General features: G+C 63.1%; 24 protein-coding genes. 5 read left to right on the top strand and 19 right to left on the bottom strand.

Annotation, left to right across the window (positions count from 1 at the left end; genetic code table 11):
- The first annotated feature begins 61 nt into the window (after window positions 1-61).
- Window positions 62-1,951, top strand: a complete 1,890-nt coding sequence (acs, locus tag QZ650_RS10525; RefSeq protein WP_292519305.1) for an acetate--CoA ligase — start codon at window positions 62-64, stop codon at window positions 1,949-1,951.
- A 5-nt stretch (window positions 1,952-1,956) separates the two neighbouring features.
- A complete protein-coding gene (locus tag QZ650_RS10520; RefSeq protein WP_292519307.1) occupies window positions 1,957-3,255 on the top strand; it encodes an OFA family MFS transporter in 1,299 nt (432 codons plus the stop codon).
- On the opposite strand, the gene QZ650_RS10515 is transcribed toward QZ650_RS10520, so the two are convergent.
- Window positions 3,239-3,703, bottom strand: a complete 465-nt coding sequence (locus QZ650_RS10515; protein ID WP_292519309.1) for a ribonuclease III domain-containing protein — start codon at window positions 3,701-3,703, stop codon at window positions 3,239-3,241. The two genes, QZ650_RS10520 and QZ650_RS10515, sit on opposite strands and share 17 nt — an antisense overlap.
- Before the next feature lie 11 nt (window positions 3,704-3,714).
- Window positions 3,715-4,200 (bottom strand): peptidylprolyl isomerase, encoded by a 486-nt coding sequence (locus QZ650_RS10510; RefSeq protein WP_292519311.1) that lies wholly within the window; start codon window positions 4,198-4,200, stop codon window positions 3,715-3,717.
- A gap of 235 nt (window positions 4,201-4,435) precedes the next feature.
- On the opposite strand from QZ650_RS10510, the gene QZ650_RS10505 reads away from it, so the two are divergent.
- Entirely contained in the window at window positions 4,436-5,128 is a 693-nt protein-coding gene (locus QZ650_RS10505; protein WP_292519313.1) for a nucleoside-triphosphatase, read from the top strand.
- A 7-nt stretch (window positions 5,129-5,135) separates the two neighbouring features.
- Here QZ650_RS10505 and QZ650_RS10500 read toward each other — a convergent pair whose 3' ends face one another.
- The 11 genes from QZ650_RS10500 to QZ650_RS10450 all read right to left on the bottom strand — a co-directional run bounded on the left by QZ650_RS10500 (window position 5,136) and on the right by QZ650_RS10450 (window position 13,679).
- Window positions 5,136-5,555, bottom strand: a complete 420-nt coding sequence (locus QZ650_RS10500) for a DUF2703 domain-containing protein (protein WP_292519315.1) — start codon at window positions 5,553-5,555, stop codon at window positions 5,136-5,138.
- A 133-nt stretch (window positions 5,556-5,688) separates the two neighbouring features.
- A complete protein-coding gene (locus tag QZ650_RS10495; protein ID WP_292519317.1) occupies window positions 5,689-5,823 on the bottom strand; it encodes a hypothetical protein in 135 nt (44 codons plus the stop codon).
- 117 nt (window positions 5,824-5,940) lie between these two features.
- Window positions 5,941-6,519, bottom strand: a complete 579-nt coding sequence (pdxT, locus tag QZ650_RS10490; protein WP_292519319.1) for a pyridoxal 5'-phosphate synthase glutaminase subunit PdxT — start codon at window positions 6,517-6,519, stop codon at window positions 5,941-5,943.
- Entirely contained in the window at window positions 6,509-7,405 is an 897-nt protein-coding gene (gene pdxS, locus QZ650_RS10485) for a pyridoxal 5'-phosphate synthase lyase subunit PdxS (RefSeq protein WP_292519321.1), read from the bottom strand. Before pdxS ends, pdxT begins: the two co-directional genes overlap by 11 nt.
- A 5-nt stretch (window positions 7,406-7,410) precedes the next feature.
- Window positions 7,411-8,331 (bottom strand): adenosylcobinamide-phosphate synthase CbiB, encoded by a 921-nt coding sequence (cbiB, locus tag QZ650_RS10480; RefSeq protein ID WP_292519323.1) that lies wholly within the window; start codon window positions 8,329-8,331, stop codon window positions 7,411-7,413.
- Entirely contained in the window at window positions 8,310-8,849 is a 540-nt protein-coding gene (locus tag QZ650_RS10475; protein ID WP_292519326.1) for a hypothetical protein, read from the bottom strand. Before QZ650_RS10475 ends, cbiB begins: the two co-directional genes overlap by 22 nt.
- Before the next feature lie 8 nt (window positions 8,850-8,857).
- The gene (locus QZ650_RS10470; RefSeq protein WP_292519328.1) at window positions 8,858-9,043 is read right to left on the bottom strand and encodes a methytransferase partner Trm112; all 186 of its coding nucleotides are present in this window, start codon (window positions 9,041-9,043) and stop codon (window positions 8,858-8,860) included.
- Window positions 9,040-10,050, bottom strand: coding sequence for an adenylosuccinate synthetase (locus tag QZ650_RS10465; protein ID WP_292519330.1), 1,011 nt, complete (start codon window positions 10,048-10,050; stop codon window positions 9,040-9,042). Before QZ650_RS10465 ends, QZ650_RS10470 begins: the two co-directional genes overlap by 4 nt.
- 677 nt (window positions 10,051-10,727) lie before the next feature.
- The gene (locus tag QZ650_RS10460) at window positions 10,728-11,888 is read right to left on the bottom strand and encodes an aminotransferase class I/II-fold pyridoxal phosphate-dependent enzyme (RefSeq protein WP_292519332.1); all 1,161 of its coding nucleotides are present in this window, start codon (window positions 11,886-11,888) and stop codon (window positions 10,728-10,730) included.
- An 11-nt stretch (window positions 11,889-11,899) separates the two neighbouring features.
- Window positions 11,900-12,391 (bottom strand): Lrp/AsnC family transcriptional regulator, encoded by a 492-nt coding sequence (locus tag QZ650_RS10455; protein ID WP_292519334.1) that lies wholly within the window; start codon window positions 12,389-12,391, stop codon window positions 11,900-11,902.
- Window positions 12,392-12,395: 4 nt separating this feature from the next.
- Window positions 12,396-13,679 carry an ORC1-type DNA replication protein gene (locus QZ650_RS10450; RefSeq protein ID WP_292519336.1) on the bottom strand — a complete coding sequence of 428 codons (1,284 nt, stop codon included), beginning with the start codon at window positions 13,677-13,679 and terminating at the stop codon, window positions 12,396-12,398.
- Between the two features lie 1,211 nt (window positions 13,680-14,890).
- Between QZ650_RS10450 and QZ650_RS10445 the strand changes: the two genes are divergently transcribed.
- Window positions 14,891-15,388, top strand: coding sequence for a molybdenum cofactor biosynthesis protein B (locus tag QZ650_RS10445; protein ID WP_292522224.1), 498 nt, complete (start codon window positions 14,891-14,893; stop codon window positions 15,386-15,388).
- Here the strand turns inward: QZ650_RS10445 and cgi121 are convergent.
- From cgi121 to QZ650_RS10420, 5 genes are all read right to left on the bottom strand, one after another.
- Window positions 15,379-15,894 (bottom strand): KEOPS complex subunit Cgi121, encoded by a 516-nt coding sequence (cgi121, locus tag QZ650_RS10440; protein ID WP_292522222.1) that lies wholly within the window; start codon window positions 15,892-15,894, stop codon window positions 15,379-15,381. The two genes, QZ650_RS10445 and cgi121, sit on opposite strands and share 10 nt — an antisense overlap.
- Window positions 15,895-15,901: 7 nt before the next feature.
- Window positions 15,902-18,040: an ATP-dependent DNA helicase gene (locus QZ650_RS10435; protein ID WP_292522220.1), complete on the bottom strand. Its 2,139-nt coding sequence runs from the start codon at window positions 18,038-18,040 to the stop codon at window positions 15,902-15,904.
- A gap of 82 nt (window positions 18,041-18,122) precedes the next feature.
- Entirely contained in the window at window positions 18,123-18,665 is a 543-nt protein-coding gene (locus tag QZ650_RS10430) for a KH domain-containing protein (protein ID WP_292522218.1), read from the bottom strand.
- Window positions 18,666-18,669: 4 nt separating this feature from the next.
- Window positions 18,670-19,464, bottom strand: a complete 795-nt coding sequence (locus QZ650_RS10425) for a serine protein kinase RIO (RefSeq protein ID WP_292522215.1) — start codon at window positions 19,462-19,464, stop codon at window positions 18,670-18,672.
- A 7-nt stretch (window positions 19,465-19,471) separates the two neighbouring features.
- Window positions 19,472-20,419 (bottom strand): tyrosine--tRNA ligase, encoded by a 948-nt coding sequence (locus QZ650_RS10420; RefSeq protein WP_292522212.1) that lies wholly within the window; start codon window positions 20,417-20,419, stop codon window positions 19,472-19,474.
- A 599-nt stretch (window positions 20,420-21,018) separates the two neighbouring features.
- On the opposite strand from QZ650_RS10420, the gene QZ650_RS10415 reads away from it, so the two are divergent.
- Complete coding sequence (locus QZ650_RS10415; RefSeq protein WP_292522208.1) at window positions 21,019-21,666, top strand: hypothetical protein; 648 nt, start codon at window positions 21,019-21,021, stop codon at window positions 21,664-21,666.
- Window positions 21,667-22,051: 385 nt separating this feature from the next.
- On the opposite strand, the gene QZ650_RS10410 is transcribed toward QZ650_RS10415, so the two are convergent.
- Window positions 22,052-23,077 carry a type II glyceraldehyde-3-phosphate dehydrogenase gene (locus QZ650_RS10410; RefSeq protein ID WP_292522205.1) on the bottom strand — a complete coding sequence of 342 codons (1,026 nt, stop codon included), beginning with the start codon at window positions 23,075-23,077 and terminating at the stop codon, window positions 22,052-22,054.
- Between the last annotated feature and the right edge of the window lie 214 nt (window positions 23,078-23,291).

The raw sequence follows: 23,291 nt of genomic DNA, 5'->3' as shown, positions 1-23,291 counted from the left end.
GGACCCATAGGGGTCCTGACCGGGGCAATTCGGCATGATTAATCATGTTAAAAGTGGTACAATGGAACAGACGTTCGCCGTGAAACTGGAGGAGAAGCGCTACACCCCCGATCCCCGGTGCAGGGCGGCTGCCCGGGTGCCGGATTACGCGCAGGCTTACAGCGAGTTCATGCGCGATCCGGAGGGGTTCTGGGACCGGATAGCCCGTGAGCTCGCCTGGTTCAGACCATGGGACCGGGTCAGGGAGTGGAACTACCCGTATGCCCGGTGGTTTGTCGACGCGAAGTTGAACATAACCTACAACTGCCTGGATCGCCACGCCGCCGGGGAGCGGAAGGATAAGCCGGCGATCGTCTGGCGCGGTGAGGATGGGGCTGAGCGGACCTTCACCTACGAAGACCTCTACCGCGAGGTGATGCGGTTTGCAAACGGTTTGAAGGCCCTCGGTGTCGGGAAGGGCGACCGGGTCTGCATCTACATGCCGCTCGTCCCCGAACAGGTCGTCGCGATGCTCGCCTGCGCCCGGATCGGGGCCGTCCACTCGGTCGTCTTCGGCGGGTTCGGGGCGGGTGCGCTCGCGATGCGGATCAACGACGCGGGGGCAAAGATCCTCGTCACCGCGGACGTCGGCTACCGGCGGGGAAAGACCGTCCCGCTCCGGGAGATAGCAACGGAAGCGCTCGCGAGTGCACCCTCCGTCAAGCGCGTCGTCGTCCTCCGGCGGGAGAGCCGGGGGCCTGACCTCGACCCGGCCCGGGAGGTCGACTACATGGCCCTCACAGCAGAAGCCGCGCCGGACTGCCCGGCGGAGGTGATGGATGCCGAGGACCCGCTCTTCATCCTGTATACGAGCGGCTCGACCGGGGCGCCGAAGGGGATCGTCCACACCTGCGCCGGCTACATGGTCGGGACCTATTACACCACAAAGTGCGTCTTCGACGTCAGGGAGAGCGACGTCTTCTGGTGCACCGCCGACCCCGGCTGGATCACCGGCCACAGCTACATCGTCTACGGCCCGCTCGCCGTCGGGACGACCGTCGTCATCGCCGAAGGGACGCCCGATTACCCGGACCCGGGCGCCTACTGGCGGCTGGTCCAGGACCTCGGGGTGACGATCTTCTACACCGCCCCGACGGCGATCCGGATGTTCATGCGCTACGGCGATGAGTGGCCGGCGAAGTACAACCTCTCGACGCTCCGGGTCCTCGGCTCCGTCGGGGAACCGCTCAACCCCGAGGCGTTCGAGTGGTACTACCACCGGATCGGCGGCGGGCGGTGCCCGGTCGTGGACACCTGGTGGCAGACCGAGACCGGGATGCACATGGTGACGACGATGGTCGGCGAAGCGATGAAGCCCGGGTTTGCCGGCAAACCCATCCCGGGCGCCGTCGTCGATGTCGTCGATCGAATGGGCAACCCCGTCCCGCCGGGGACGGGCGGGTTCCTGGTCATCCGGGAGCCCTGGCCCGCGATGCTCCGGACGGTCCACGGGAACGACGAGCGCTACCGCACCTACTGGGAGACCATTCCTGGCTGCTACACCGCAGGCGACCTTGCGGTGAAGGACGAGGAGGGCTACATCATGGTCATCGGCCGGGCCGACGACCTGATCGTCGTTGCCGGGCACAACATCGGGACCGCGGAGGTCGAGAGCGCCCTCGTCTCCCACGAGGCCGTGGCGGAGGCGGCGGTCATCGGGAAGCCCGACGCCCTGAAGGGGAACGTCATCAAGGCCTTCGTCACCCTCCGCGTGGGCGCGAATCCCGGCGACGATCTTGCCGAGGAACTCGCCCGGCACGTGAAGAAAAACCTCGGCCCCGTCGCGGTCCCGGCCGAGATCGAGTACATGGACCGGCTCCCAAAGACCCGGAGCGGCAAGATCATGCGCCGGGTCTTAAAAGCCCGCGAGCTCGGCATGGACCCGGGCGACATATCGACGCTGGAGGAGTAGACCTTATGCCGGATGCACCGACGATCTTCGGCCTCCCTGCAGAGAGGGGACGGTGGGGGCTTGTCGCCCTCGGCCTCCTCATCAACCTCTGTCTCGGGAGCATCTACTCCTGGAGCGTCTTTGTGGCGCCGCTTGCCACGCACTTCACCGCGGCGCTCGGCCGGGAGGTGACGGCCGGGGAGGTTCTCCTCCCGTTCTCGGTCTTCCTCGCCTTCTTTGCGATAGCGATGCCGCTTGCCGGGAAGTACATCGAGCGCTACGGCCCGAGGAGGGTGACGGCCGTCGGCGGGCTCCTCACCGGGCTCGGCTGGCTGCTTGCCTCGACGGCGACGTCGGTCGAGGCGCTCTACGTCGTCTACGGCGTCATCGGCGGGCTCGGCGTCGGGATCGCCTACGGGGCGCCAGTCGCCGTCGCGGCCCGGTGGTTCCCTGACCGGCGAGGACTCGCGGTGGGGCTTGCCCTGCTCGGGTTCGGGTTCTCGGCGTTTGTCACCGCAAACGCAGCAGGAGCCCTGATCGCCGCCTACGGCGTGATGCCGACGTTCCGGATCTTCGGGGCGGTGCTCATCGCCGTCCTCCTCCTCGCCGCCCTGCCGCTCCGGTTCCCGCCGGGAGGCTGGCGGCCGGCGGGCTGGACCCCTCCCGCGCCCGGGGTCGGAACCGTCCCGGTCTGCGAGTGCGACCGGCGGGCGATGCTCAAGACAGGGACGTTCTACGGGCTCTTTGCCTGCTACTTCGTCGGCTGCCTTGCGGGGCTTGCCGCGATCTCGATCGCAAAACCGGTCGGGACCGAGGTCGCCGGGGTGGATGCGGGGCTCGCGACGCTCCTCGTCGGGTTCTTCGCCGTCTTCAACGGGTTAGGGAGGCCCGGGTTCGGGAGCCTCGCCGACCGGATAACCCCGCAGAAGGCCGCGATGCTGACGTTCGCGCTGATCGCGGGAGCATCGCTCCTGATCTGGCTCGTGCCGGGGGTGCCGGCCTACATCGTCGCCTTCGCCGTCCTCTGGGGCTGCCTTGGAGGCTGGCTTGCGATCGCGCCGGCGGCGACGGCCTCCTACTTCGGGACGTGCGACTACCCGCGCTGCTACGGGGTCGTCTTCCTCGCCTACGGTGCGGGGGCGATCGCCGGCCCGCAGCTTGCAGGCTTCGTCCGGGAGGCGACCGGGACCTACCTCGGTGTCTTCCCGCTCGTCGCGGCCCTTGCCGCGGTCGGGTTCGCCACCGCCTGGCTTCTCGTGCGCCCGCCGGCCGCGGTTCCGGCGCCGGGGGAGACAGGCGAGGAGGGGGTTACACCCTCTCCGTGAGCCCGAGCCGCCGGAGAACTCCCGCGGCTGCCTCCATCCCGCCGTCCAGGTAGACGGCGCCGATGAGCGCCTCCAGGCACTCGGCGAGGACCCGGCCGGATGTCCAGACCCTCTGGGCGGCCTCGCCCTTTCCCCAGCGGACGTGGTCCGCGAGGTCGAGATCCTCTGCGAGAGCCCGGAGCCGGGACATGTTCACCAGGTTCATCTTGCGGTTGGTGATCGCGCCCTTATCGTGCGCACCGTCCGCGATCACCGCCTCCACGACGACGACGTTGATGACCGCGTCGCCGAGGGTCGCGAGGGCGTCCATGTGGGCGGCGGGAGGAAGGCCCGTCTCCAGGGTGTAGGCGAGGCGGGTGAGCGCCCGGAGAAGCAGGGTGCGGTCGGTGAAGACGTAGCCGATCCGCTCCTCGAGCCGGCGCATCCCGTCGGTATCACTCGCGTTCATAAAAAAAAGGGTTACTCCAGGACTTCGGCCTTCTCGATCCGGACGGGGGTCCTGGGCCTGTCAGATGAGTCCGTCCGGACCTTCCCGATCTTGTCGACGACGTCGAGCCCTTCCACCACCTCGCCAAAGACCGGGTGGGCGCTCGGCGTCCGGGGGTCGTCCCAGTCGAGGTAGGTGTTGTCGACCAGGTTGATGAAGAACTGGCTCCCGCCGGTGTTCGGGCGGCCGGTGTTCGCCATCGCGATCGTGCCCCGGCGGTTCGAGCGGCCCTTCACGAACTCGTCGGTGATGGTGTAGCCCGGCCCGCCGGTACCGGTCCCGGTGGGATCGCCGCCCTGGATCATGAAGTTCGCGATGACCCTATGAAAGATCGTCCCGTCGTAGAACCCGGATTTCGCGAGTTTTGCAAAGTTCCCCGCGGTCACCGGCATATCGTCGTAGAGCCGGATCGTGATATCGCCCATCGTCGTATGGAGCACAACACTCTTTTCAGCCATAATCATTCACTCCGTTATGGTATTGTCCCGCTTTTCTACTTATACTGATGGAAGATCCGGCAACCGGGACCGCGGTTCACCGTGTCAACTACATAGCATAAACAAACCGTATAAGTAAAAATAATTTATATGAGCAGCCCGGAAGTATATGCATGTACTCCGGAGCGAACATTCTCCCCGGCCGGGACATATCCACCATTCTCCGTCCGATCTTCGGCAGCGGAGGGCTCCTCCGATGAGCCGCCGGGCGCCGGTCTTCATCATCACCGGCGGGCAGGGGCAGTGCAAGACGACGTTCCTGCACCTGGTCCTCGGGCTCATCGTCGGGCTGAACGTGCGTGTCCACGGGGTCATCGCCCCCGGCCACATGCGGGACGGGCGCAGATCGGGGTTCACCCTGGTCGACCTCGCCACCGGCAAGCAGGAGGAGCTCTGCTCGGTCGACCCCGATCCCGGGTGCGAGGCCCATGGCCGGTTCTACTTCCGGCCCGAGGGGCTCGCGTTCGGCCGCAGGGCGCTCGCACCGCCGGACCCGCACGAGACCGATCTTGTGGCGATCGACGAGGTGGGAAGGTTCGAGCTCCAGGGCGCGGTCTGGGCGGAGCAACTCGACCACCTGCTTGCGCACCCGCACCCGCCGATGGTCTGGACGGTCCGGCGCCGGCTCCTCGACACGGTCGTCGAGCGATGGAACATCAGGAACCCCGTCGTGGTGGACGTCGGGACCGCGAGCGTCATGGCGACGGCGGACGCTGTGATGGACGCCGTCTGGGAGTGGCGGGAGGCGCAGGCAACCCCCGTGGCCCCGGCGGCGCTCTTCCCCCAGAACCGCATCGCCGGCGATCCTCCGGCCTTCGCGGATGCAGCTGCCGGAGCCCCGGCAGGGGTCCCGGCAATCCTCCGGCGGCGCTACGGGCCGGAGGACTGAGACACCCTCACTCCAGCTCAAGCGCTTTTGCGGCGGCCCGCCCGAGCAGTTCCGGCGGGATCGCCTCGTACGCCTCACCGTTGTAGCGGAGCGTCCGGCACTCCGCGTCTTCCTCGCAGCCCTCCCCGCAGGTCTCGCACCCTGCGCAGGAGCAGGCTGCGGCGGTCACCTCGACCCCTTCGAGAAGGTCCTCGACCGGGACCCCGTTGAAGAGGAGGCTCTCTGATCCCGGGGGGGCATCATCGGGGAGAACGGTCTCATTCATCCGGACCCTGACCCCCTCCATCTCGAGGAGCATCCGGATCTCGGCGAGAACGGCCGAGAGCGCCATCCCGGTCTCCTCAAACTCTTCGGCGGTCTTCTCGATCTCCTCTCCGATATGGTTCCATTCTATGACGAGTTCCTTCTTCATGGTATACTTCTCCATTGATGCCGACAGAACATCTTCCTGTCGCCTCCCAAAAAGACGCGCTCTCCAGCCGTTTTGCCGGGAGTGGGGTGGAACCGGGACGCCCTGATCAAGATCGAGGCCCGGACTGCTCCAGGGCTCTGGAAGAGGATCACTCCTCTGCCGGCCCGTCCTCTCCCTTTTTTTCCTTCAGCGCGCTCCGCGTGCCGCAACCGCAGCCGCAGGAACCCTTCTTCATCCGTGAACCGATACAACATCCTTCGTCGTCTCTGTCGTTGCCTGTCATGGTCACACATCCGCCCCGACGGAAACCTCCGGGGCGCTTCAATCCAGTAAAAGAGGTTGGCGGTGCCGGTGTATGAAGGCTCGCGTCGGAGGACCGCAGGATGAGCGGGACCGGGGCCTATACCCCGAGCCCCGCGAGAAATATCCGGTGCAGCCGGAGATCCCCGCCGAGTTCGGGGTGGAAGGCGAACGCCATGTGCGGCCCGTGCCGGACGGCGACGATCCCCTCCGGTATCCGGGCGAGCACCTGGACCTGAGGGTCAACGTCCGTCGCCACCGGCGCCCGGATGAAGACTGCCCGGAACGGCTCCGTGAGCCCGGCAACCTCGAGCATCGCCTCGCGGGAGTCGACCTGCCGGCCGAAGGCGTTGCGTGCCACATGCATCGGGATGAGGGAGAGGGGCCGGACCCGGGGGTCGTCCACCCGGTCGGCGATAAGGACCATTCCCGCGCAGGTGGCGAAGATCCCGCCCTCGAACTCCGCGATCGGCTCATAGAGCCCGTTCTTTCCCATCAGCCGGGAGATCGTCGTCGACTCCCCGCCCGGTATCGCGAGGGCGTCGAGGTCCGCGAGATCCTCCGCATGCCGGACCGAGACGACCATTGAACCCGGCCGGTCTGCGAGCGCCTCGCGGAACGCCGTGATATGCTCGGCGACGTCGCCCTGGAGGGCGAGAACACCGACCTTAACGCCCACGGGTCTGCAACACCTCTTCTGCGCGGAGCATGTGGATGTCGAGGCCCTTCATCGCGTCGCCGAGCCCCCGGCTCACCTCCGCGATCACCTTCGCGTCGTCGTAGTGGTTCACGGCCTCGACGATCGCCCGGGCGGTCGCCTCGGGGTTCGTGGACTTGAAGATGCCCGACCCGACAAAGACACCGTCGGCCCCGAGCTGCATCATCAGCGCCGCGTCGGCAGGCGTCGCGATCCCGCCGGCGGAGAAGTTCACGACGGGGAGCCGGCCGCGCTCTGCGCACTCGATGACGAGTTCCGCCGGCGCCTCGATATCGCGGGCCCGGTCGATGAGTTCCTGGTTCGAGAGGCCCTGCAGGCTCCGGATCTCGCCCATGATCGCCCGCATGTGCCGGACCGCCTCGACGACGTTCCCGGTCCCGGCCTCGCCCTTCGTCCGGATCATCGCCGCCCCCTCGTTGATACGGCGCAGCGCCTCCCCGAGGTTCCGGGCGCCGCAGACGAACGGCACGGAGAACCGGGTCTTGTCGATATGGAACTGCTCGTCCGCCGGGGTCAGCACCTCGCTCTCGTCGACCATGTCCACGCCAAGCGCTTCCAGGATCTGCGCCTCGACGAAGTGGCCGATCCGGGCCTTCCCCATCACCGGGATGGAGACCGCATCGATGATCTCGGCGATCTTCTGCGGGTCGGCCATACGGGCCACGCCCCCGGCCGCTCTGATATCGGCGGGGACTCTCTCAAGCGCCATGACGGCGACGGCACCGGCCTCTTCGGCGAGCTCGGCCTGCTCTGCGTTGACCACGTCCATGATGACGCCGCCCTTCTGCATCGACGCAAAGCCGCGCTTGATCAGCTCGGTGCCAAATCTCAGTTCCTCGAGTTTCATTACCTCTATGTATAGCTCATGGACCCCAATAAAAATAGTGCGGCGATCTCGAGGATAGCAAAGATGACCGTCGCCGCCCGGACCGCGGCGACGATCCCGGCCCCTCCCTCGGCAAGGGAGCGCTCCGGATCGCCGATGGTGTAGACGCCCGGCTTCTCGAGCCGGATCCCGACACCGCCGGCGATGATCGCCATCGGGATCCCGCCGTTGAACCCCGGCCGCTTCTTCGCATCGCGGCGGAGGGCTGCATACGCCGGTCGGAACCGGCCTTTTGCCGCAAAGTAGGCGAGGAGGACGAGACCGGTCAGCCGGGCCGGGACGAAGTTTACGACGTCGTCGGTGCGGGCCGCAAACCACCCGATCCAAACCCGCTCGTCCCGGTAGCCGAGCATCGCGTCCAGGGTGTTGATCGCCCGGAAGGCGGCGGCCCCGGCAAGCCCGAAGAGCCCGAAGTAGAAGAGCGGGGAGATGATGCTGTCGACCAGGTTCTCGGTCATCGACTCATACGCCGCCGAGAGGACGTGCTCGGAGTCGAGGCGCGCCGTATCCCGGCTGACCATCATCCCGACCGTTGAGCGCCCCGCATCGATCCCGGCCCCCTCAAGCGCCCGCACCACGGCGGCGGCATGCTCCTCGAGCGCCCGCCAGGCGAGACAGGCCTTGAGGAGGAAGGGTGCGAGGAGAAGGTAGAGGAACCAGGGGGCCGCGAGGTCTACGAGCGCGAAGGGGATGGTGAAGAGCGCCACCGTCAGAAGGGTTCCCGCGACCCCGACCAGGCGCTGGATGCTGACCGGGTAGCGGCCCGGGACCCCCCACCACCCGATGAACCGGCCGAGCAGCGCCACCGGGTGGTAGCGCGACTGCGGGTCCCCGATCAGCCGGTCCACCAGCAGCGACGCGGCGACTACGACCGCTGCCGCGACCATGTGAGGATGACCCCGATAAGCAGCGCCGCAAACGAAGCGGCGTTCAGGAGATCAACCCGGTAGACGAACCAGAGCCCATAGAGGACCAGGGCCACGGCAACGGGGGCAAGGACCGGGAGGGGAGGGAGCGCCGGAAGGGTTATTGCCGGGACAGCCGCGGCCGGGGCGGCCGGGACGGCCGGTTCCGGGACGGGTTCCGGGTCTGGTTCCGGCCGCTCCCTGACGGCGACCCGGAACTTCGCCCTCTTCGCGCCGTAGCCGGCGATGACCTCGATCGAGAAGACCCCGGGGTAGGCGTTCTCCCGGACGGGGATACGGAACTCCTCGGTCTTGTTCACGTAGAGGTTCTCGTGGAAGAAATCGGTGAAGGCCGCAGAGTCCGAGGAGGCGAGGGTGATGTGGAGTGGGGGACCGTGGTTGATGATATGGAGGGCGAGGTCGCTTCCCGGCGTCGCCTCGACCTCGTCAGGGACCACGATGGCGTTTATGCCCCGCTGGTTGAGATGTATCTCCGACATCGACGGGATCAGTCCTCGGAGGCGGTCTCCGGGAGGAGGTTCGGGATGCCTTCGTTGATGGGGTAATCAACACGGCACACCGCGCACCGGAGGGTGCCCTCCAGTACCTCCTCGCCGCGCTCGTCGGTCACCGAGAGGACGAGGTCGCCCTTGCAGACCGGGCAGCAGAGGATCTTTATGAGGTCCTTTCTCATAACTCACTCCGGAGATCGATGATCTGGGACATCTCGGGGCCCGTCGAGATCAGGGTGACGGGCTTGCCGATGTCTTTCTCGGCCTGAGCGATGAAGTCCTTTGCCTTCTGGCTCAGCCGGTCGTACTCCGTCGCGCCGAAACAGGCCGGGTCGATCCGGTCGATCCCGGTGATCGCCGCCTGGGTGCAGCCGTTGATCATCGCCGAGTAGCGCGCCATCTTCCCGTCCCAGGTGCCGATCCGGCGCTGCCGGTGGGTGACGGTCCCGAACTCCTCGATACCGAGTTCGTGCGACCGCTCAACCGACAACTCGGTCGAGAAGGGGCCTTCCCCGACACGGGTCGGGTAGGCCTTGAAGACGACGATGACGTCGTCGATCCGGGTCGGGCCGACGCCGTTGTCGGCGGCGATCTGCGAGGCGGAGGTATCCTTGCTCGTCACGAACGGGTAGGTCCCGAAGTAGAGGGAGATCCCGAAGCCCTGGGTCCCCTCAAGAAGGACCGTCTCACCGTTATCGAGAGCGCTGTTGACGTCCTGGGCCACGTCGGTGATGAAGTCCGCGAGTTCCGGGACGTCTTTTGCCTGCCGGGATGTCCGGAGAACGCGATCCGAGTTCGCCGGGCCGCATCCGGTCCCGGTGCTCCCGATCTTCTTGCTGAGATGCTCGCTTCCCCTGTCCCGGGCGATATGCTCCTCTTCGATGACGCCGCACCGCCCGTCGATAAAGGTCCTGTCCCGGACACCGAGCAGGTCGACCTCATGGAGGAAGACCCGGGGGTCGACGAGCACGCCGCTCCCGATCATGAGGGCTGCTTCCGGGTAGACGAACCCGGAGGGAACCATCCTGACACCGTACTCTTTCTCCCCAATGCGAACCGTATGCCCTGCGTTCGGACCGACGCCGCCCCGGGAGATGATGGATGGTCTGTCCTGGTGAGCGATGTGGGCTACAATCTTGCCCTTCCCTTCGTCACCAAAGAACCCGCCGACGATAATAGTACAACTCATTGTTCTATCATGTAGGATGGAGCGATACTGGGTGATAAACGTTACAATCCGATACCGGGAAAACGGCCACCCGGTTTAAAAGCAGCCGGGGCATCTCAGCCCATATTTGTTCCCCGGGCCCGCGCTCCGCCCCCGCAGAGCAGAGATCGCTCCAGAGCGACCGCCACTCCCGCTACGGCACGGCACCAGGACCACTGGGACCCGGCCGGGCACCCGGCGGGATCGTAAGTCCGCAGGTGACGAAGATCCGGCCGTCCGGGAGGGCGAACGGCCTTGGTATATCTACCTTCCGGGGATGAGCGATCGCCCACGCCCGGCCGGCACCGGATCTGAACCCCTTCATTTCCACTGGAAAAATCATCTTCTATACATCCAGGGCTGCTGCGTGGAGTTTTCTCCGGATTGACAGGCTGATCTGTGATCGAATTCGGCTCATCGGAGCGCGGATGCGAACCCGATGATCTGGCGGCATTTTCCTGGACCGGATGCATACCCGGGAAATGGGGATGATGCGATCCCGGCTCTCCGGATCCCCGAATAAATCCACATCTCCAGTGGAAATAAAGGGGTTCTCCACCCGTCGTTCACCTGTCGGACAGCAAATTAACCGTTATCCGGACATGAGTTTCATATAAAAGAGTTATGATTTTCTCTCCCGGAGAATTATGGAGATTAATTTATTTTATTGACTCCAGAAAGGTTGCCATGCGCGCGAGTGCCTCCTTGAGATCGTCGCGCGAGACCGCGTAGGCGCACCGCACGTGCCCGGCGCCCGAGGGGCCGAGGACGCTCCCTGGCACGACCGCCACATGCTGTTCGCGCAGGAGCGACTCGGCGAACTCGACATCGGTCATGCCGGTGCTCGCCACCGAGGGGAAGGCGTAGAACGCACCCTTCGGGACGTGGCACGTAAGACCGAGTTTGTTTAACCCGTCGACAAAGAGGTTGCGCCGGAGGCGGTACTCCCGGACCATGGCGTCCTTCTCGGCCTCCCCGATCCGGAGCGCCTCATACGCCGCAATCTGGCCCATTACGGGAGCGCAGAGCGCGACGTACTGGTGGATCTTCAAGGCCGCCGCGGTGATCGCCGGCGGAGCGCAGAGGTAGCCGATCCGCCACCCGGTCATGGCGAAGGCCTTCGAGAACCCGTTTAAGGTGATCGTCCGCTCATAGAGCTCCGGGAGCCTCGCCGGCGAGAAGTGGTTGCCGTCGTAGGTGAGCTCCCCATACACCTCGTCGCTGATGAGGAGGAGGTCGTGGTCGACGAGGAGGTCGGCGATACCGCGCCAGTCCGCCTCCTGCATCACCCCGCCGGTGGGGTTGTTCGGGAAGTTCGCGATGAGCGCCTTCGTCTTTGGCGTGATGCTCTCCGCAAGCGCCTCGGGCGTCAGCCGGAACTCGTCCTCCGCCCGGCAGGGAACGGTGACCGGGACGCCGCCGGCGAGGGAGACGCAGGGGGTGTAGGAGACGTAACAGGGCTCCGCGACCAGCACCTCGTCGCCCGGGTCCGTCACGGCCCTAATAGCGATATCGGCCGCCTCCGAGACCCCGCAGGTGACGATGATCTCCTCCTCGGGGTCATACCGGGTCCCGAAGTGGGTGTCGAGGTAGCGGCTGATGGCGGCCCGGAGCTGGGGGGTCCCCTTGTTTGATGTGTAGGCGGTCGACCCCTGCTCGATCGAGTAGATCGAGGCCTCGCAGACGCACCAGGGGGTCACGAAGTCCGGCTCCCCGACACCCAGGGAGATGACGTCTTCCATCGTCTGGGCGATGTCGAAGAACCGCCGGATCCCCGACGGGGGTATGGCCCGGGCTCGTGCCGAGATGAAATCCCTCATCGCGTCTCACCTCAGAACGAGTAGGGGAGACGCTCGACCTCTTCGCGCTCGGCGAAGGTGGTGCCGTTCTCCTTGTAGGTCTTCATGATGATATGCGTCGCCGTCTCGCGGATCCGGTCCATGGGAGCGATCTGCTCGGAGACGAACCGGGCGATCTCGTGCATGCTCGGCCCGGTCACCAGGATCTGGAGGTCGTAGGCGCCGGTCATCAGCCGGAGCGACCGGACCTGCGGGAACCGGGCGATCCGCTCGGCGATCCGGTCGTAGCCGAAGTCCCGCTCGGGCGAGACTTTGAGCTCGAGCACCGCGGCGACGTTCCCGTCCCCGGCCCGCTCCCAGTCGACGACCGCTCCGTAGCGGCGGATGGCACCGGCGGCCTCGAGCCGGCCGATCCGGCTCTTTACATCCTCTTCACTCATCTCGGCCAGCACCGCGAGTTCTTTTGTCGGAGTGCGGCAGTTCTCCTCCAGGAGGTGGAGGAGGATACGGTCCTTCTCGTCCATAGTCTCACCTGAACATTGCTCTTAAACGGTTGATATCGAGGTCTTTGAGCCTCTGGTCATCCAGCCTCGGGTCGCGCGTGACGACCTCCTCGATCTTGCTTGTCGTTGCATCGAACCACATCTCCTTCGTCCGGCCGTAGCGGCCGCGGGAGACGACCCGGGTGTTGATGACCCCGAGCATGTTGAGTTCGGAGATGAGGTCCGTGATCCGGCGGTGCGTCAGGACGTCGAGATCGATGATCCGCGCGATCTCCCGGTAGACCACCGTGACCTCCCCGCTCGTGAAGATCCGTTTGCCCATCTGCTCGAGGATCAGCATGGCGTAGAGGACCGCCTTGCTCTGGGTCGGGAGGGTGGAGACGCACTCCACCATGCTGTCGGTCTCGATCTTCTCCTGGGCCATCCGGACATGCTTCTCCCTCACGCCGGCGGCGTTCTCGCGGTCCGCAAGTTCCCCCGAGACCCGGAGGAGGTCGAGCGCCCGCCGGGCGTCGCCGTGCTCCTGGGCCGCGAGCGCCGCACAGAGCGGGATGACCGTCTCGTCGAGCGCCCCCTCGACGAAGGCCATCTCGGCGCGCTGCTGGAGAATGTCGCAGAGCTGCGGGGCGTTGTAGGGGGGAAAGACGATCTCCTCCTCGGAGAGGGAGGAGAGGACCCGGGGGTCCAGGAAGTCGGTGAACCGGAGGTCGTTTGAGATCCCGATGATGCTGACCTTCGCGAACTTGAGGTCGGAGTTGATCCGGGTGAGGTTATAGAGGGTGTCGTCGCCGCTCTTCTTGACGAGTTTGTCGATCTCGTCGAGGATGATGACCATCACCCCGCCGTTGCTCTCGAGCTGGTTCTTGAGCTCCATGTAGACCTGGTCGGTCGGCCACCCGGTCATCGGGATGTGGCTTCGGGTACTGTCGCTCGGGTGCTCGTCGGCGTCGTCGAGGCAGTTTGCGATCTGGGCGAGGACACGGTACTGGGTATCGATCACCTCGCAGTTGAGGTGGACGATCTTGCACTTCGTCCCGGCAAGGGCGCTTGCGTTCTCAAGCTCGGTCCCCACGTACCGGACCGTTGCCGTCTTCCCGGTCCCGGTCTTGCCGTAGATGAGGATGTTTGACGGGGTCTCGTTCGTGAGGGCAGGGGCAAGGATAGAGGCGAGCTCGTCGATCTGCGGTTTCCGGTGAGGAAGAATGTGAGGACGATAGCTGTGGCGCAGAACCTCCCTGTTCTTAAATATACGTCTATTGGTCAGGTATTTTTTGAATAGTCCCATTGGATTAGTCTTATCGTCCGACATGGTGTCACCGGAGGGGGTTACCCGGACAGGAGATTTTCGTGTCAGGGACCCTTAATATGATCGTTTTCGTGACTGATAACCCCTTCGTTTCCAGTGGAACTCGAAAGGGAGGGGCTGGCAGGAGAATCCCGGCGAACTCCGGGTGAGGAGGATGATACCGGGAGATGTCCGGGAGGAGGGATCCCGGGATCGCCCCGACCCCTTTGTTTCGACTGGAACGTGATGATGATACACCAGGTTGTATCATACAATCAAAAGTGATGATGATAGTCATGTGTACCTCTGAAACTCAAGATATAAAGTTTTACCGGTACAGTACAGAGTACAAGAAGAAGAGCAAAAAATGAAGAGAAGAAAAAAAATACAGGGAAAAAGGACTGGAACAACAAAAAGGAATAGCGCAGAAAGAGAAAACCTGAAACAGTAAGAGGAGAACCAGGGACAGAGAGAAAAGGTCCGGGAGCACGAGAAGCTGGAAGTCAGGAGAGGAGAACGGGAAGCAGGGGGCAAGAGAAACCCAAAGTAGTGAGACGAGAACCAGGAACAGGAAGATACAAAGCTGGAAATAAAGAGGAAACCCGGGAACGGTGCGAAAGGATCCTGGATCAATCAGAGTCAGGGGACGATCAAACCGCTATCGGGTTGAACTCCCTCCTCCCTGGCTCCTCACTGACAACCTCGAATGCTCCTCCTCTTCCCGCCCGGCTCCTCATCGGTAGCCTCCAGTGCTTATCTTCCCACCCCCAGATCCTCATCGACATTCCCCGGTCACGGTTCTCTCCTACCCCGGATCCTCATCAACAACCCACAACGTCATCTCGGGATCCCGGCTCTCTCCCATCCCGGATCTTTATCAACAACCCACAACGTCATCTCGGGATCCCGGCTCTCTCCCATCCCGGATCCTCACTAACAACCCGCGGCTCCCTCTCTCCCATCCCGGATCCTCACTAACAACCCGCGGCTCCCTCTCTCCTCCCCCGCCGGACTGGCCCCTCCGGTTTACGGGAATCTCTACGCAAAACTACGATAAACCCTATTAACCGCCGAAGAACCCGGGATCTCTCCCCTCCCCTCCCCCCTCAACCACCCCCTCGACCCCCGGGGCCCCCCTGACTCTCCAGTCGAAACAAAGGGGTTGGGGATGGCGCCCCGCTTCGCGGGAGATAGAAAGAAGTAAAATACGCGGTACAGGAGTACTGGAAGATCCTATGGAGAGCAATCATCTTAAGCCCCTCGCTGTGACGGGTGCGGTCATCACCGTCTCCTCGAGCCGGAAGCCGGAGAGCGATACCAGCGGGAAGACCCTCATCGACCTCCTCACCGCTGCGGGTATCGAGGTGACCCACTACGCCATCGTCCCGGACGATATCGAGCGGATCCGCGCCGAGGTCCGGACGGCGCTTACGCGCGCCACCTGCGTCATCGTCACCGGGGGGACCGGGCTCACGCCGGACGACGTGACGATCGAGGCGGTCGCGCCGCTGCTTGAGAAGACGATCGACGGGTTCGGAGAACTCTTCCGGCTCAAGAGTTACGATGAGATCGGGACCGCCGCGATCCTCTCCCGGGCGATCGCCGGGGTCGCCGGCGGCCGGGTGGTCTTCTGCACCCCGGGCTCGACGAAGGCGGTCACGCTTGCCGCAAAAAAGATCATCATCCCCGAGATCCGGCACATCCTCACCCACGCCTCCGCGGGTCAGCGGTAGACGTCGAGGAGCGCCACCCGTTCAAGGACGAGATCGCGGAACCTGTCCTCGCCGACGACCGCGACCTCTTCCGGCGTGATATCAAAGAGGTCCGCAAGAAGGGCCCGCTTTGCGGGCTCGATCCCATCCCAGTCCCCGTCGGCGAACCGGACAAGACCGGCAAGCCGGTCGCGGACCCCCGGCGCCGGGGGGCAGACGGCGATGTAGGAGTGGTTCTCCCCCGGGTGGACCCCGAAGGCCGAGGCCACCTGGCACTGCCGGGTTCCCGCGGCGTAGAGGAGCGCCTCCATCTCGAACGAGTTTGCTATCGGCTCACCGCCGGTCCACGACCGCCAGGCGTGCCGGAGCGCCGCCTCCACGTGATCGCGCCCGGCCAGGCGGTCGGCGTCAAAGAGGATGATATGGGTATCGCACGCATCGGCGATCGTGCGGATCTCGTTTAAGAACCTCATCTTGTCATCGACGGTGAAGACCGCCGGGTAGATATCGCACGCTGGTTTTGTCATATCTTATTCACCCGAACCGGGAGAGGGTCGACTGCTCCAGAGAGACCTCCCCGATCTCCTCCCGCGCCCCCTCGAGCTGCTCGAATATCCGGGCGGCAATCCCCTGCCCGAGGACTCTCCCGACCTTCTCCGGTCCGGCCGCGCGGAGCGCCTCGATGGATCCAAGGTTGTTGTCAAAGAGCCGGCGCGCCCGGACGCGCCCGATCCCGCGGAGCCTGATGAGGGGCAGGAGTTCCTTCTTGATACCGTGCTTGGTCCGGAGCTCCATCTCTTCGATGGGGCCCGCGAGGTGCGGGGCAAAGAGCCCGGCAAGGTGGCGGCTCGCGTGGACCAGCCAGGCAACGCTCTCCACCATACCGTAGACGTCCCCGGGGCCGACGTTGTAACGCCGGCAGATCTCGTCCTCAGCGACCTCGTTTGCCCAGTCGGCCAGGAGGAGCGCGGTCTTGAGGCTCCGGTCGAACCCCTCGCCCGCGTCCCAGGGGATCTCCATCCAGAGGTCGTCGCGGTGGTCGGCCAGGAACCGGTCGAGGAGATAGATGTCGTCCCGCCGCACAAAGAGCGTCGGCATATCGGGTGTCGAGCAAAGGAGGTGCAGCAGGCCGATATCGGTGTAGTCCTTCTGGCCCGTCATCGCCGTCACGATCACCTCGGCGCTCCTCGGATCGATGTAGAGCCGGGAGACGAGCGACCCGTACTCCGTCGGCTCGAGCCACTCCCCCACCTCGGTGATCATCTCCGCTTCGCGCAGGAACTCAAGCGCCCGGTGGACCGCCCGCGAGAGCGCCCGCGGGCTCTCGCCCTGGTGGGCATAGAACGTCCCGTCCATGAACCCGAGCACCTCGTCGCGCTCCCGGGCAAAACCGGTCGCGATGAGGGAGAGGATGTGAGTGCAGAGGACCGCCTCGTCGGCGCACCGGCTCCGGACATCCTCGGCGTCCGCCTCGATGTAGCAGGCGAAGAGCTCCTCGACCATCTCCTCGGACTTCGCGATCAGGACCGCCTCGCCGTAGGGGTCGAGGTGCGGCCGCCCGGCCCGGCCGGCCATCTGCCGGTACTCCCGGACCGGGATCGGGAGCATCCCCTCCCCGGCGCTGAACCGGAGGTAGTCGCGGACGATCACCCGCCGGGCGGGGAGGTTCAAGCCGGCCGCGAGGGTCGGGGTCGAGGCGATCGTCTTGATCTCTCCCTCCCGGAACCCCGCCTCAACGATCTGCCGCTCCTCCCGCGAGAGCCCCGCGTGGTGGAAGGCCGCGCCCTGCGCGACGCAGGCGGCAAGGGTCTTTCCCATATCAGTCGCGGCGTTCGAGCGGATTCTGTCGGCGTAGCCGGCGAGGACGGGATTTCCGAGTTTCAGGCCTGAAGCCGCGCGTTTCGCGAACGCTTCGGCGTTCTTCCTTGAACTCACGAAGACCAGGCACTGCCCGCCCTCCGCGACCGTATCGAGGACGAGGTCCAGGTCCTCGTACTTGCTTTTGCGCTCGACCTCCCGGGTGCTCTCGGCGAACCGGATGGCGTCCTCAAAGAAGACGCCTTCCCGGAGGTCGACCGGCCGCCAGTCGCTCTCGACGAGCGCGGCGTCCAGCCACCCGGCAAGGTCGGCAGGGTTCCCGATCGTCGCCGAGAGGGCGATGATCTGCATGCCCGGGTTCCTGTGCCGGAGTTTCGCGATCACCATCTCAAGCGTCGCCCCCCGGGAGGGATCGTCGATGAGGTGGGCCTCGTCCACGACGAGCAGGCTGATATCGGTAAGCCACGGCGTCCGGTTCCGCAGGAGCGAGTCCACCTTCTCGCTCGTTGCGACGATGATATCGTTTCGCCCGAGATAGTCGTCCCTGCGGTCGAAGTCGCCGGTGGCGATCCCGATCCGGAGCCCCTTTCCTGAGAACTCCTCGAACTTCTCGCTCGCGAGCGCCCGGAGAGGAACGATGTAGAGGCACTTGCCCCCGCTCGCCACCTGGTGGTGCATCGCCATCTCGGCGACCAGGGTCTTGCCGCTCGCCGTCGGGATGGAGATGAGGAGGTTCTTCCCCGAGAAAAGCCCCGCCTCGACGCAGGCGGCCTGCGGCGGGTAGAGTTCGGTGATCCCGCACCGGGCGTAGCCGGCGACAAGATCCGCCGGGATGGGGAGACCCGCTATCTCCATGTATACCCCTTCGTTTCCACTGCAGACTGCAGACTGCACGTATTGTTATGGCCATGGGCGGGGTCGCATGGCCCCGGCCGCATCACGAATAGTACTCCAGCATCGCCTGTTTTGCTTCCTTCTTCTTCCGGTCGAGGAACCCATAGACGTGTTCGTGGGGCACGCCCTGGATCAGCATCTCGATCGCCTTCCTCGCGGTCTCGGCCTGGTCGGGAAGACCGATGATCGCGACGGTCTTGCCCTGGACCGAGATCTCCGTGCTGGTCATATCCTCGATCTGGGCGCGGGACGTCCCCGCCTTCCCGATGATCCGGCCGCGGAGCCGCTCGAGCTGCCGGGTCGTCCCTGAGAGTTCCGCGAGGTCGAGGACATCGAGCATCATATCCTCGTCTTCAAGGAGCCGGAACGCACGCTCCGGCGAGAATCCCCGGTTGATCGCGGAGACGACGTTCGTCGCCGTCATGACGCTGACGGGATCCTCCCCCTCGATCGTCACCATCCCCTCCTCGCTGTCGATCTGGAGGGCTATCCCGGTCTTCTCTTCGATCTCGCGTTTTGTCGACCCGCTCTTGCCGATGAGTACACCGATCCTTGCGGCTGAAACTTTCATCTCCTGTGTGGTCATGATCTCACCCTTCTCCCGGTTGTGCGGGCTGCCGGCGTTCGGTGCCGGTGATTGCGCTGATGATCTCCTGCTCGTCCGGCACATCACAGTAGCGGGAGAAATATCGATTGAGGTTCTTTATATCCCGGACCAGAAACGCGGGCGCCCGCGGGTGATCCAGGGTGACCGCCTGTCCCATATCGATCAGGTAGGGTTTCTCGTGATAGAGGATATTGTATTCGGAGAGATCGGCATGGACCAGACGCGCCTCCTGGTAGAGCCGCTGGATGTAACCGAGGATATCCCGGTATACCGCCCCGTAATCCTCGATATCGGCGTTCCGGAGCTGGGGATACGGCACCTCGTCACGCCCGAGGAACCCCATTAAGAGGATGTTTCGATCGAACGCAAGGGGTTCGGGGACCGGGATCCCCGCATCGTGCGCCCGGGCGAGGTTGCTGTACTCCTTTTTTGTCCAGGCGAAGATGAGGCCCTTGCGCGTCCCGCGGACACTCGAGAACCGGCGGTCACCCGCGAGATACTCGGTCATCGCCTTGAAGTTCGCGGTCTGGATACGGTAGATCTTGATCGCGACCCCCTGCCCGTCGCGCTCGCCGTAGAAGACGTTCGCCTCTTTTCCCGTGCTGATCGGGCCGCCGATGACGGAGAGGAGTTTCTTGTGGACGAGCTTGTAGAGGGCCATCAGGGTGACCTCGTCAAAGACATCGTCGCGTACCTTCACCGTATTGGCGTCTTTTATCCTGACGCCCATCGCCTCGATCTCGCGGTCGAATCGTTCGTGCTCTTCTTCGCGGCTCACGGCCGGATCACCTGCTGCAGACGTAGTCGTGTACGGGGGCGAGGATATCGATGAGGTGGGCGGCGGCGGCCGTCTTCAGGTCCAGGGGATGGACCTCGCCGGCGGCGTAAGCCCGCTCGAGGTCCTCGTAGGTCGCAAACTCCCGGTCCCCGCCGAACTTCGCGGGCCGGCGGATGGTGACCGTCCCGGTCCGGGGGAAGACGTGGTAGTGCAGGATCTCGAGCACCGGGTTGTTTTCTACCTCGGGCGGGCAGAACGCCTTCTTCATCTTCTGTTTGATATCCTCTTCGGAGTCGGCGACCGATATGACGTTTCCGGCCGAGGACGACATCTTCTTCCCGTCGAGGCCGTTGATGATCGGCGTGTGGATGCAGACCGGCGCCGGATACCCGATCGAGGGGAGGTGTTCCCGTGCGAGCATGTGAATCTTTCGCTGGTCGATCCCGCCGACGGCGGCGTCCACTTCGAGTGTCGCGATATCGACCATCTGCATGATCGGATAGACCATCTGCGAGACCGTCGGGTTCTCCATCTGCCGTCCGACCTCGTCCATGCTCCTCTTCGCCCGGTTGAGGGTGATTGCCTGGGAGAGTTTCAGGACCGAGAGTTCGTACTCCGGCGTGAGCTGCACATCCGACCCGAGGACATACTTTGCGCCCCGGAGGCCGAGCCCCTCAAAGCAGAGGCGGTTGTACTCGGCGATCTCCCGGATCTCCTCCATGGTGCCCTTGCGGTTCAAGAAGGCGTGGAGATCGGCGATGAGCACGGTCACCTCGAACCCTGCCTGCTGTAGGTCCATCAGCTTGTTCACCGTCACCATGTGCCCGAGGTGGATCTCTCCGCTCGGCTCGTAGCCGGTGTAGACCCGCTTGACCGGACGGTCGATGAGCGCGCGCAGTTCCTCGTCGGTGACGACCTCTACGGTATTCCTCGTCACCAGTTCGTACGGATCCATGAAAAGAAGTGGGTTTGCCGGGGAGTTAATGCTTCTTCTGGGAGCGTCGATGCACACGATTCTATTTTCCTTAAGTAGGGCTTACGTACATTTTCTATCCAATCGGTTATGGTCGGTTCTTTGAATTTTTTGTCTTTCTGCTGGAAGCGCGCAAGCGGAATCACCTCGCTGTCAGTTTATTGAAAGGGGATGTGCAGATGATACCCCTATCGCTGTCGCCTATGAAAGGAAATTCAGGCATTGTGAGAGATGTAGAGAAGTCTGAATTTCAGATTCAGGTTATAGCCTTGTAAAATCATGGGGTACAGGCACCCTTATCACTGAATATAGGCGATCTTATATATCTGTAGATAGTTTGTATCTTTGAGAGGGTAAGAGCGGGAAGGTGGGTGCGAAGGGATGCCTCAAAATGTTTTTTCGGTGATACAGTTTATAGGCTCTCTCCTTTTAGGGACTGCCAGCGTCTGGGCTGTGTTACAGAGTTACATCATTATCGGCCTATCTCTTATGTATTTGTTTGTAATATTTAATATAGTCATAAATCGGCGGAAAGATAAGCAAATGAAATTGGATTCCAAAATGGTATCCTGAGCGATAGAATGGCTTTAGATATATCAGAAGTGCCGATTCCGTCAGATCCCGAACTCCCTGAAATTGCCATTGCTGGTCTAGTCATTATTTTCTTTGGCTTAACGCTATACTTTGTTATGCCATGGTTATCGGCGCAGATATCACTATTGGGCATATATCATAGGCAGAACTACGAAAGTTTGAAACGGAAGGTTAGATTTGTTGCGACAATTTATTTCCTACTGTCTATTCCTCTGATGGTGTCGTATATCGTGATTTTATTAACCTTAAGTGTGACTTTTGATTCCATCACTTCCCTACTTGTTATCTCGACAACGATGGCCACACTCTTGGTCATTCGCATTCATGGTAATCCTTCGGAAACCAGTATTATTCGTTTTCGATCATATTTCCCGCAGACTGAGTGGAGAAACATTATCGAGCAACATCGTGAAAGAATACTTTCGTTTATCTTTTCACTCATCACTGCACAAATTATCGTCGCTCTCCTTGGAGCAGGGTACACGGTAAGTCAGAATTATCGCTATCAAGTGGAAATTGAAACAACTACGATACTGGTCTTTGGTTTTCTTTATGTTATGGGATTATTCCTCACCACGCTCATCGGGGAATACTATCTCTCAATTAACCCTCCTGTGCATCAGGTCGGACGCTAGTATTGGAACATCATCCTTTGGAAATCTAACTTTAGCTGGTGTAAAGGTAATCTTTGCCTTTGTAACTCTCTTTGTGGTGGCCAAAATCTCACTGTTGTCAGAGACTCAGACCGCCCAAGACATGGGATCTGCTATTACGGTCGGGCTGATCATAGCGGCCCTTGCTGTAATGGCCTTTATCTACAAATGCCCCAAATCTTGAGCCTAGCGACTAATTCCTGATGGAGGATATCGCCACGCACTGCCCGCCCCCGCAAGGGGGCGGGAGGAGCGCGAAGCGCGGGCGGTGGGGGAGTCCCAGACCTCCCGGTGCTTGAGGGTTGCCGCCCTCAGAAAAACTGTTTTGCGAGGGAGAGTATTATCTCTCCCCCCCGGTCCTGGCCGTTCACCCGATGGCGACGAGCTTGAGCGCTTCGTTGGTCATCCGGATGGATTCTTCCGGATCCTTGACGGTTCCCATCAGGGCGCGGATGCAGTCGACGTTCTCGGGGACGACGTCGGCCTCCTGGTGGATGGCCTGGAAGCAGTAGAACTCCTTGCCGTTCAGGACCGAGACCGACTCCTCAAAGACCCCGTTCTCCCAGAGATCCGTCCTCGGCCTGCCGAGGTCCTGGGTGTACTCCCGGAGCTGGGCGTTGCTCTTGATCCCGGTAACCTTACGGACGAGCCCGATCCGGCTGTGGTTCTCAAAGACCTTCAGCACCTCTTCGCGGGTGGTCTCTTTCTTTAAGTCCATCTGGATGCTGTGCATGTGCATAAACGTCGTCGGGACGATCATCGCGAGGGTGACGATATCGATCTGCGGCAGGACGGTCTTGACGTCGGGGCCGTGGTGGCTCGGGATGGTCGCCGGGTTGAGGACGATCGCGTCCACCGGCCCCCGTTTGACGTCGTCGGGGTCCGCAGCCCGCCGGACCATCACCGCCCGGACCCGTGCGACCCCGAATGCCTGGTCCATCGCGTGGATGAGCCGGACGAGCCCGGTGGAGTTGCAGGAGACGACCCGGGCGAACTGGTGCCCTTCGGCCTCGCGGTAGTTTGCGTGGGCATTGAAGGAGAACCCGGCGACCTCGTGGTCCTCGCCGCCCTGGAAGACGGCCTTCTTGCCGAGGCGCTCGTAGATCGGCCGGTTCTTCTCCCCGACGCCGCCGGGGGTGGCGTCGATGATGACGTCGGCGGCCTTGAGCATCGTCTCGACGTCGCCGGCGACCTCAAGCCCGACCTTCTCGAATGCCGACTTCTTTGAGAGATCCGAGATGTAGAGGGGGTAGCCGCGCTCTTTTGCGATGAACGCTTCCGCAGAGACGCTGGTCTTTGAGACCCCTACAACTTCCATATCGGGCTGAGCGGCGACCGCATCGGCTACCCGTTTGCCGATGGTGCCGAACCCGTTGATCGCGACTTTGATCATGCATGTTGGAATACAGAACAAAAATTAATAAAGGTTGCTGGTTTGCGAATACCGGTGATATCTTGTGCTCTTATCTGAATTGCCTCGTTCACGTCGCCCATTATCGCCACTACGCCTCGTAACCGTGAAGAATGAGAGATCAAGGTATAAGTCGGAGTGATATCGCGCGGGGAGGAGACGCCTGCCGGAACTCATTTCTGCTGCCGTTTCCGGC

This window comes from Methanoculleus sp. (genome assembly GCF_020696975.1).
In the GTDB taxonomy this organism is placed as follows: Archaea; Halobacteriota; Methanomicrobia; order Methanomicrobiales; family Methanoculleaceae; genus Methanoculleus.
This window is presented reverse-complemented; position numbering and strand designations above follow the sequence as displayed.

Excerpts from the sequence above, each read along its gene's own strand:
- acs (WP_292519305.1), top strand. The coding sequence starts at position 62 with ATGGAACAGACGTTCGCCGTGAAACTGGAGGAGAAGCGCTACACCCCC.
- QZ650_RS10520 (WP_292519307.1), top strand. The coding sequence starts at position 1,957 with ATGCCGGATGCACCGACGATCTTCGGCCTCCCTGCAGAGAGGGGACGG.
- QZ650_RS10515 (WP_292519309.1), bottom strand. The coding sequence starts at position 3,703 with ATGAACGCGAGTGATACCGACGGGATGCGCCGGCTCGAGGAGCGGATC.
- QZ650_RS10510 (WP_292519311.1), bottom strand. The coding sequence starts at position 4,200 with ATGGCTGAAAAGAGTGTTGTGCTCCATACGACGATGGGCGATATCACG.
- QZ650_RS10505 (WP_292519313.1), top strand. The coding sequence starts at position 4,436 with ATGAGCCGCCGGGCGCCGGTCTTCATCATCACCGGCGGGCAGGGGCAG.
- QZ650_RS10500 (WP_292519315.1), bottom strand. The coding sequence starts at position 5,555 with ATGGAGAAGTATACCATGAAGAAGGAACTCGTCATAGAATGGAACCAT.
- QZ650_RS10495 (WP_292519317.1), bottom strand. The coding sequence starts at position 5,823 with ATGACAGGCAACGACAGAGACGACGAAGGATGTTGTATCGGTTCACGG.
- pdxS (WP_292519321.1), bottom strand. The coding sequence starts at position 7,405 with ATGAAACTCGAGGAACTGAGATTTGGCACCGAGCTGATCAAGCGCGGC.
- cbiB (WP_292519323.1), bottom strand. The coding sequence starts at position 8,331 with ATGGTCGCGGCAGCGGTCGTAGTCGCCGCGTCGCTGCTGGTGGACCGG.
- QZ650_RS10475 (WP_292519326.1), bottom strand. The coding sequence starts at position 8,849 with ATGTCGGAGATACATCTCAACCAGCGGGGCATAAACGCCATCGTGGTC.
- QZ650_RS10470 (WP_292519328.1), bottom strand. The coding sequence starts at position 9,043 with ATGAGAAAGGACCTCATAAAGATCCTCTGCTGCCCGGTCTGCAAGGGC.
- QZ650_RS10465 (WP_292519330.1), bottom strand. The coding sequence starts at position 10,050 with ATGAGTTGTACTATTATCGTCGGCGGGTTCTTTGGTGACGAAGGGAAG.
- QZ650_RS10460 (WP_292519332.1), bottom strand. The coding sequence starts at position 11,888 with ATGAGGGATTTCATCTCGGCACGAGCCCGGGCCATACCCCCGTCGGGG.
- QZ650_RS10455 (WP_292519334.1), bottom strand. The coding sequence starts at position 12,391 with ATGGACGAGAAGGACCGTATCCTCCTCCACCTCCTGGAGGAGAACTGC.
- QZ650_RS10450 (WP_292519336.1), bottom strand. The coding sequence starts at position 13,679 with ATGTCGGACGATAAGACTAATCCAATGGGACTATTCAAAAAATACCTG.
- QZ650_RS10445 (WP_292522224.1), top strand. The coding sequence starts at position 14,891 with ATGGAGAGCAATCATCTTAAGCCCCTCGCTGTGACGGGTGCGGTCATC.
- cgi121 (WP_292522222.1), bottom strand. The coding sequence starts at position 15,894 with ATGACAAAACCAGCGTGCGATATCTACCCGGCGGTCTTCACCGTCGAT.
- QZ650_RS10435 (WP_292522220.1), bottom strand. The coding sequence starts at position 18,040 with ATGGAGATAGCGGGTCTCCCCATCCCGGCGGATCTTGTCGCCGGCTAC.
- QZ650_RS10430 (WP_292522218.1), bottom strand. The coding sequence starts at position 18,665 with ATGACCACACAGGAGATGAAAGTTTCAGCCGCAAGGATCGGTGTACTC.
- QZ650_RS10420 (WP_292522212.1), bottom strand. The coding sequence starts at position 20,419 with ATGGATCCGTACGAACTGGTGACGAGGAATACCGTAGAGGTCGTCACC.
- QZ650_RS10415 (WP_292522208.1), top strand. The coding sequence starts at position 21,019 with ATGGCTTTAGATATATCAGAAGTGCCGATTCCGTCAGATCCCGAACTC.
- QZ650_RS10410 (WP_292522205.1), bottom strand. The coding sequence starts at position 23,077 with ATGATCAAAGTCGCGATCAACGGGTTCGGCACCATCGGCAAACGGGTA.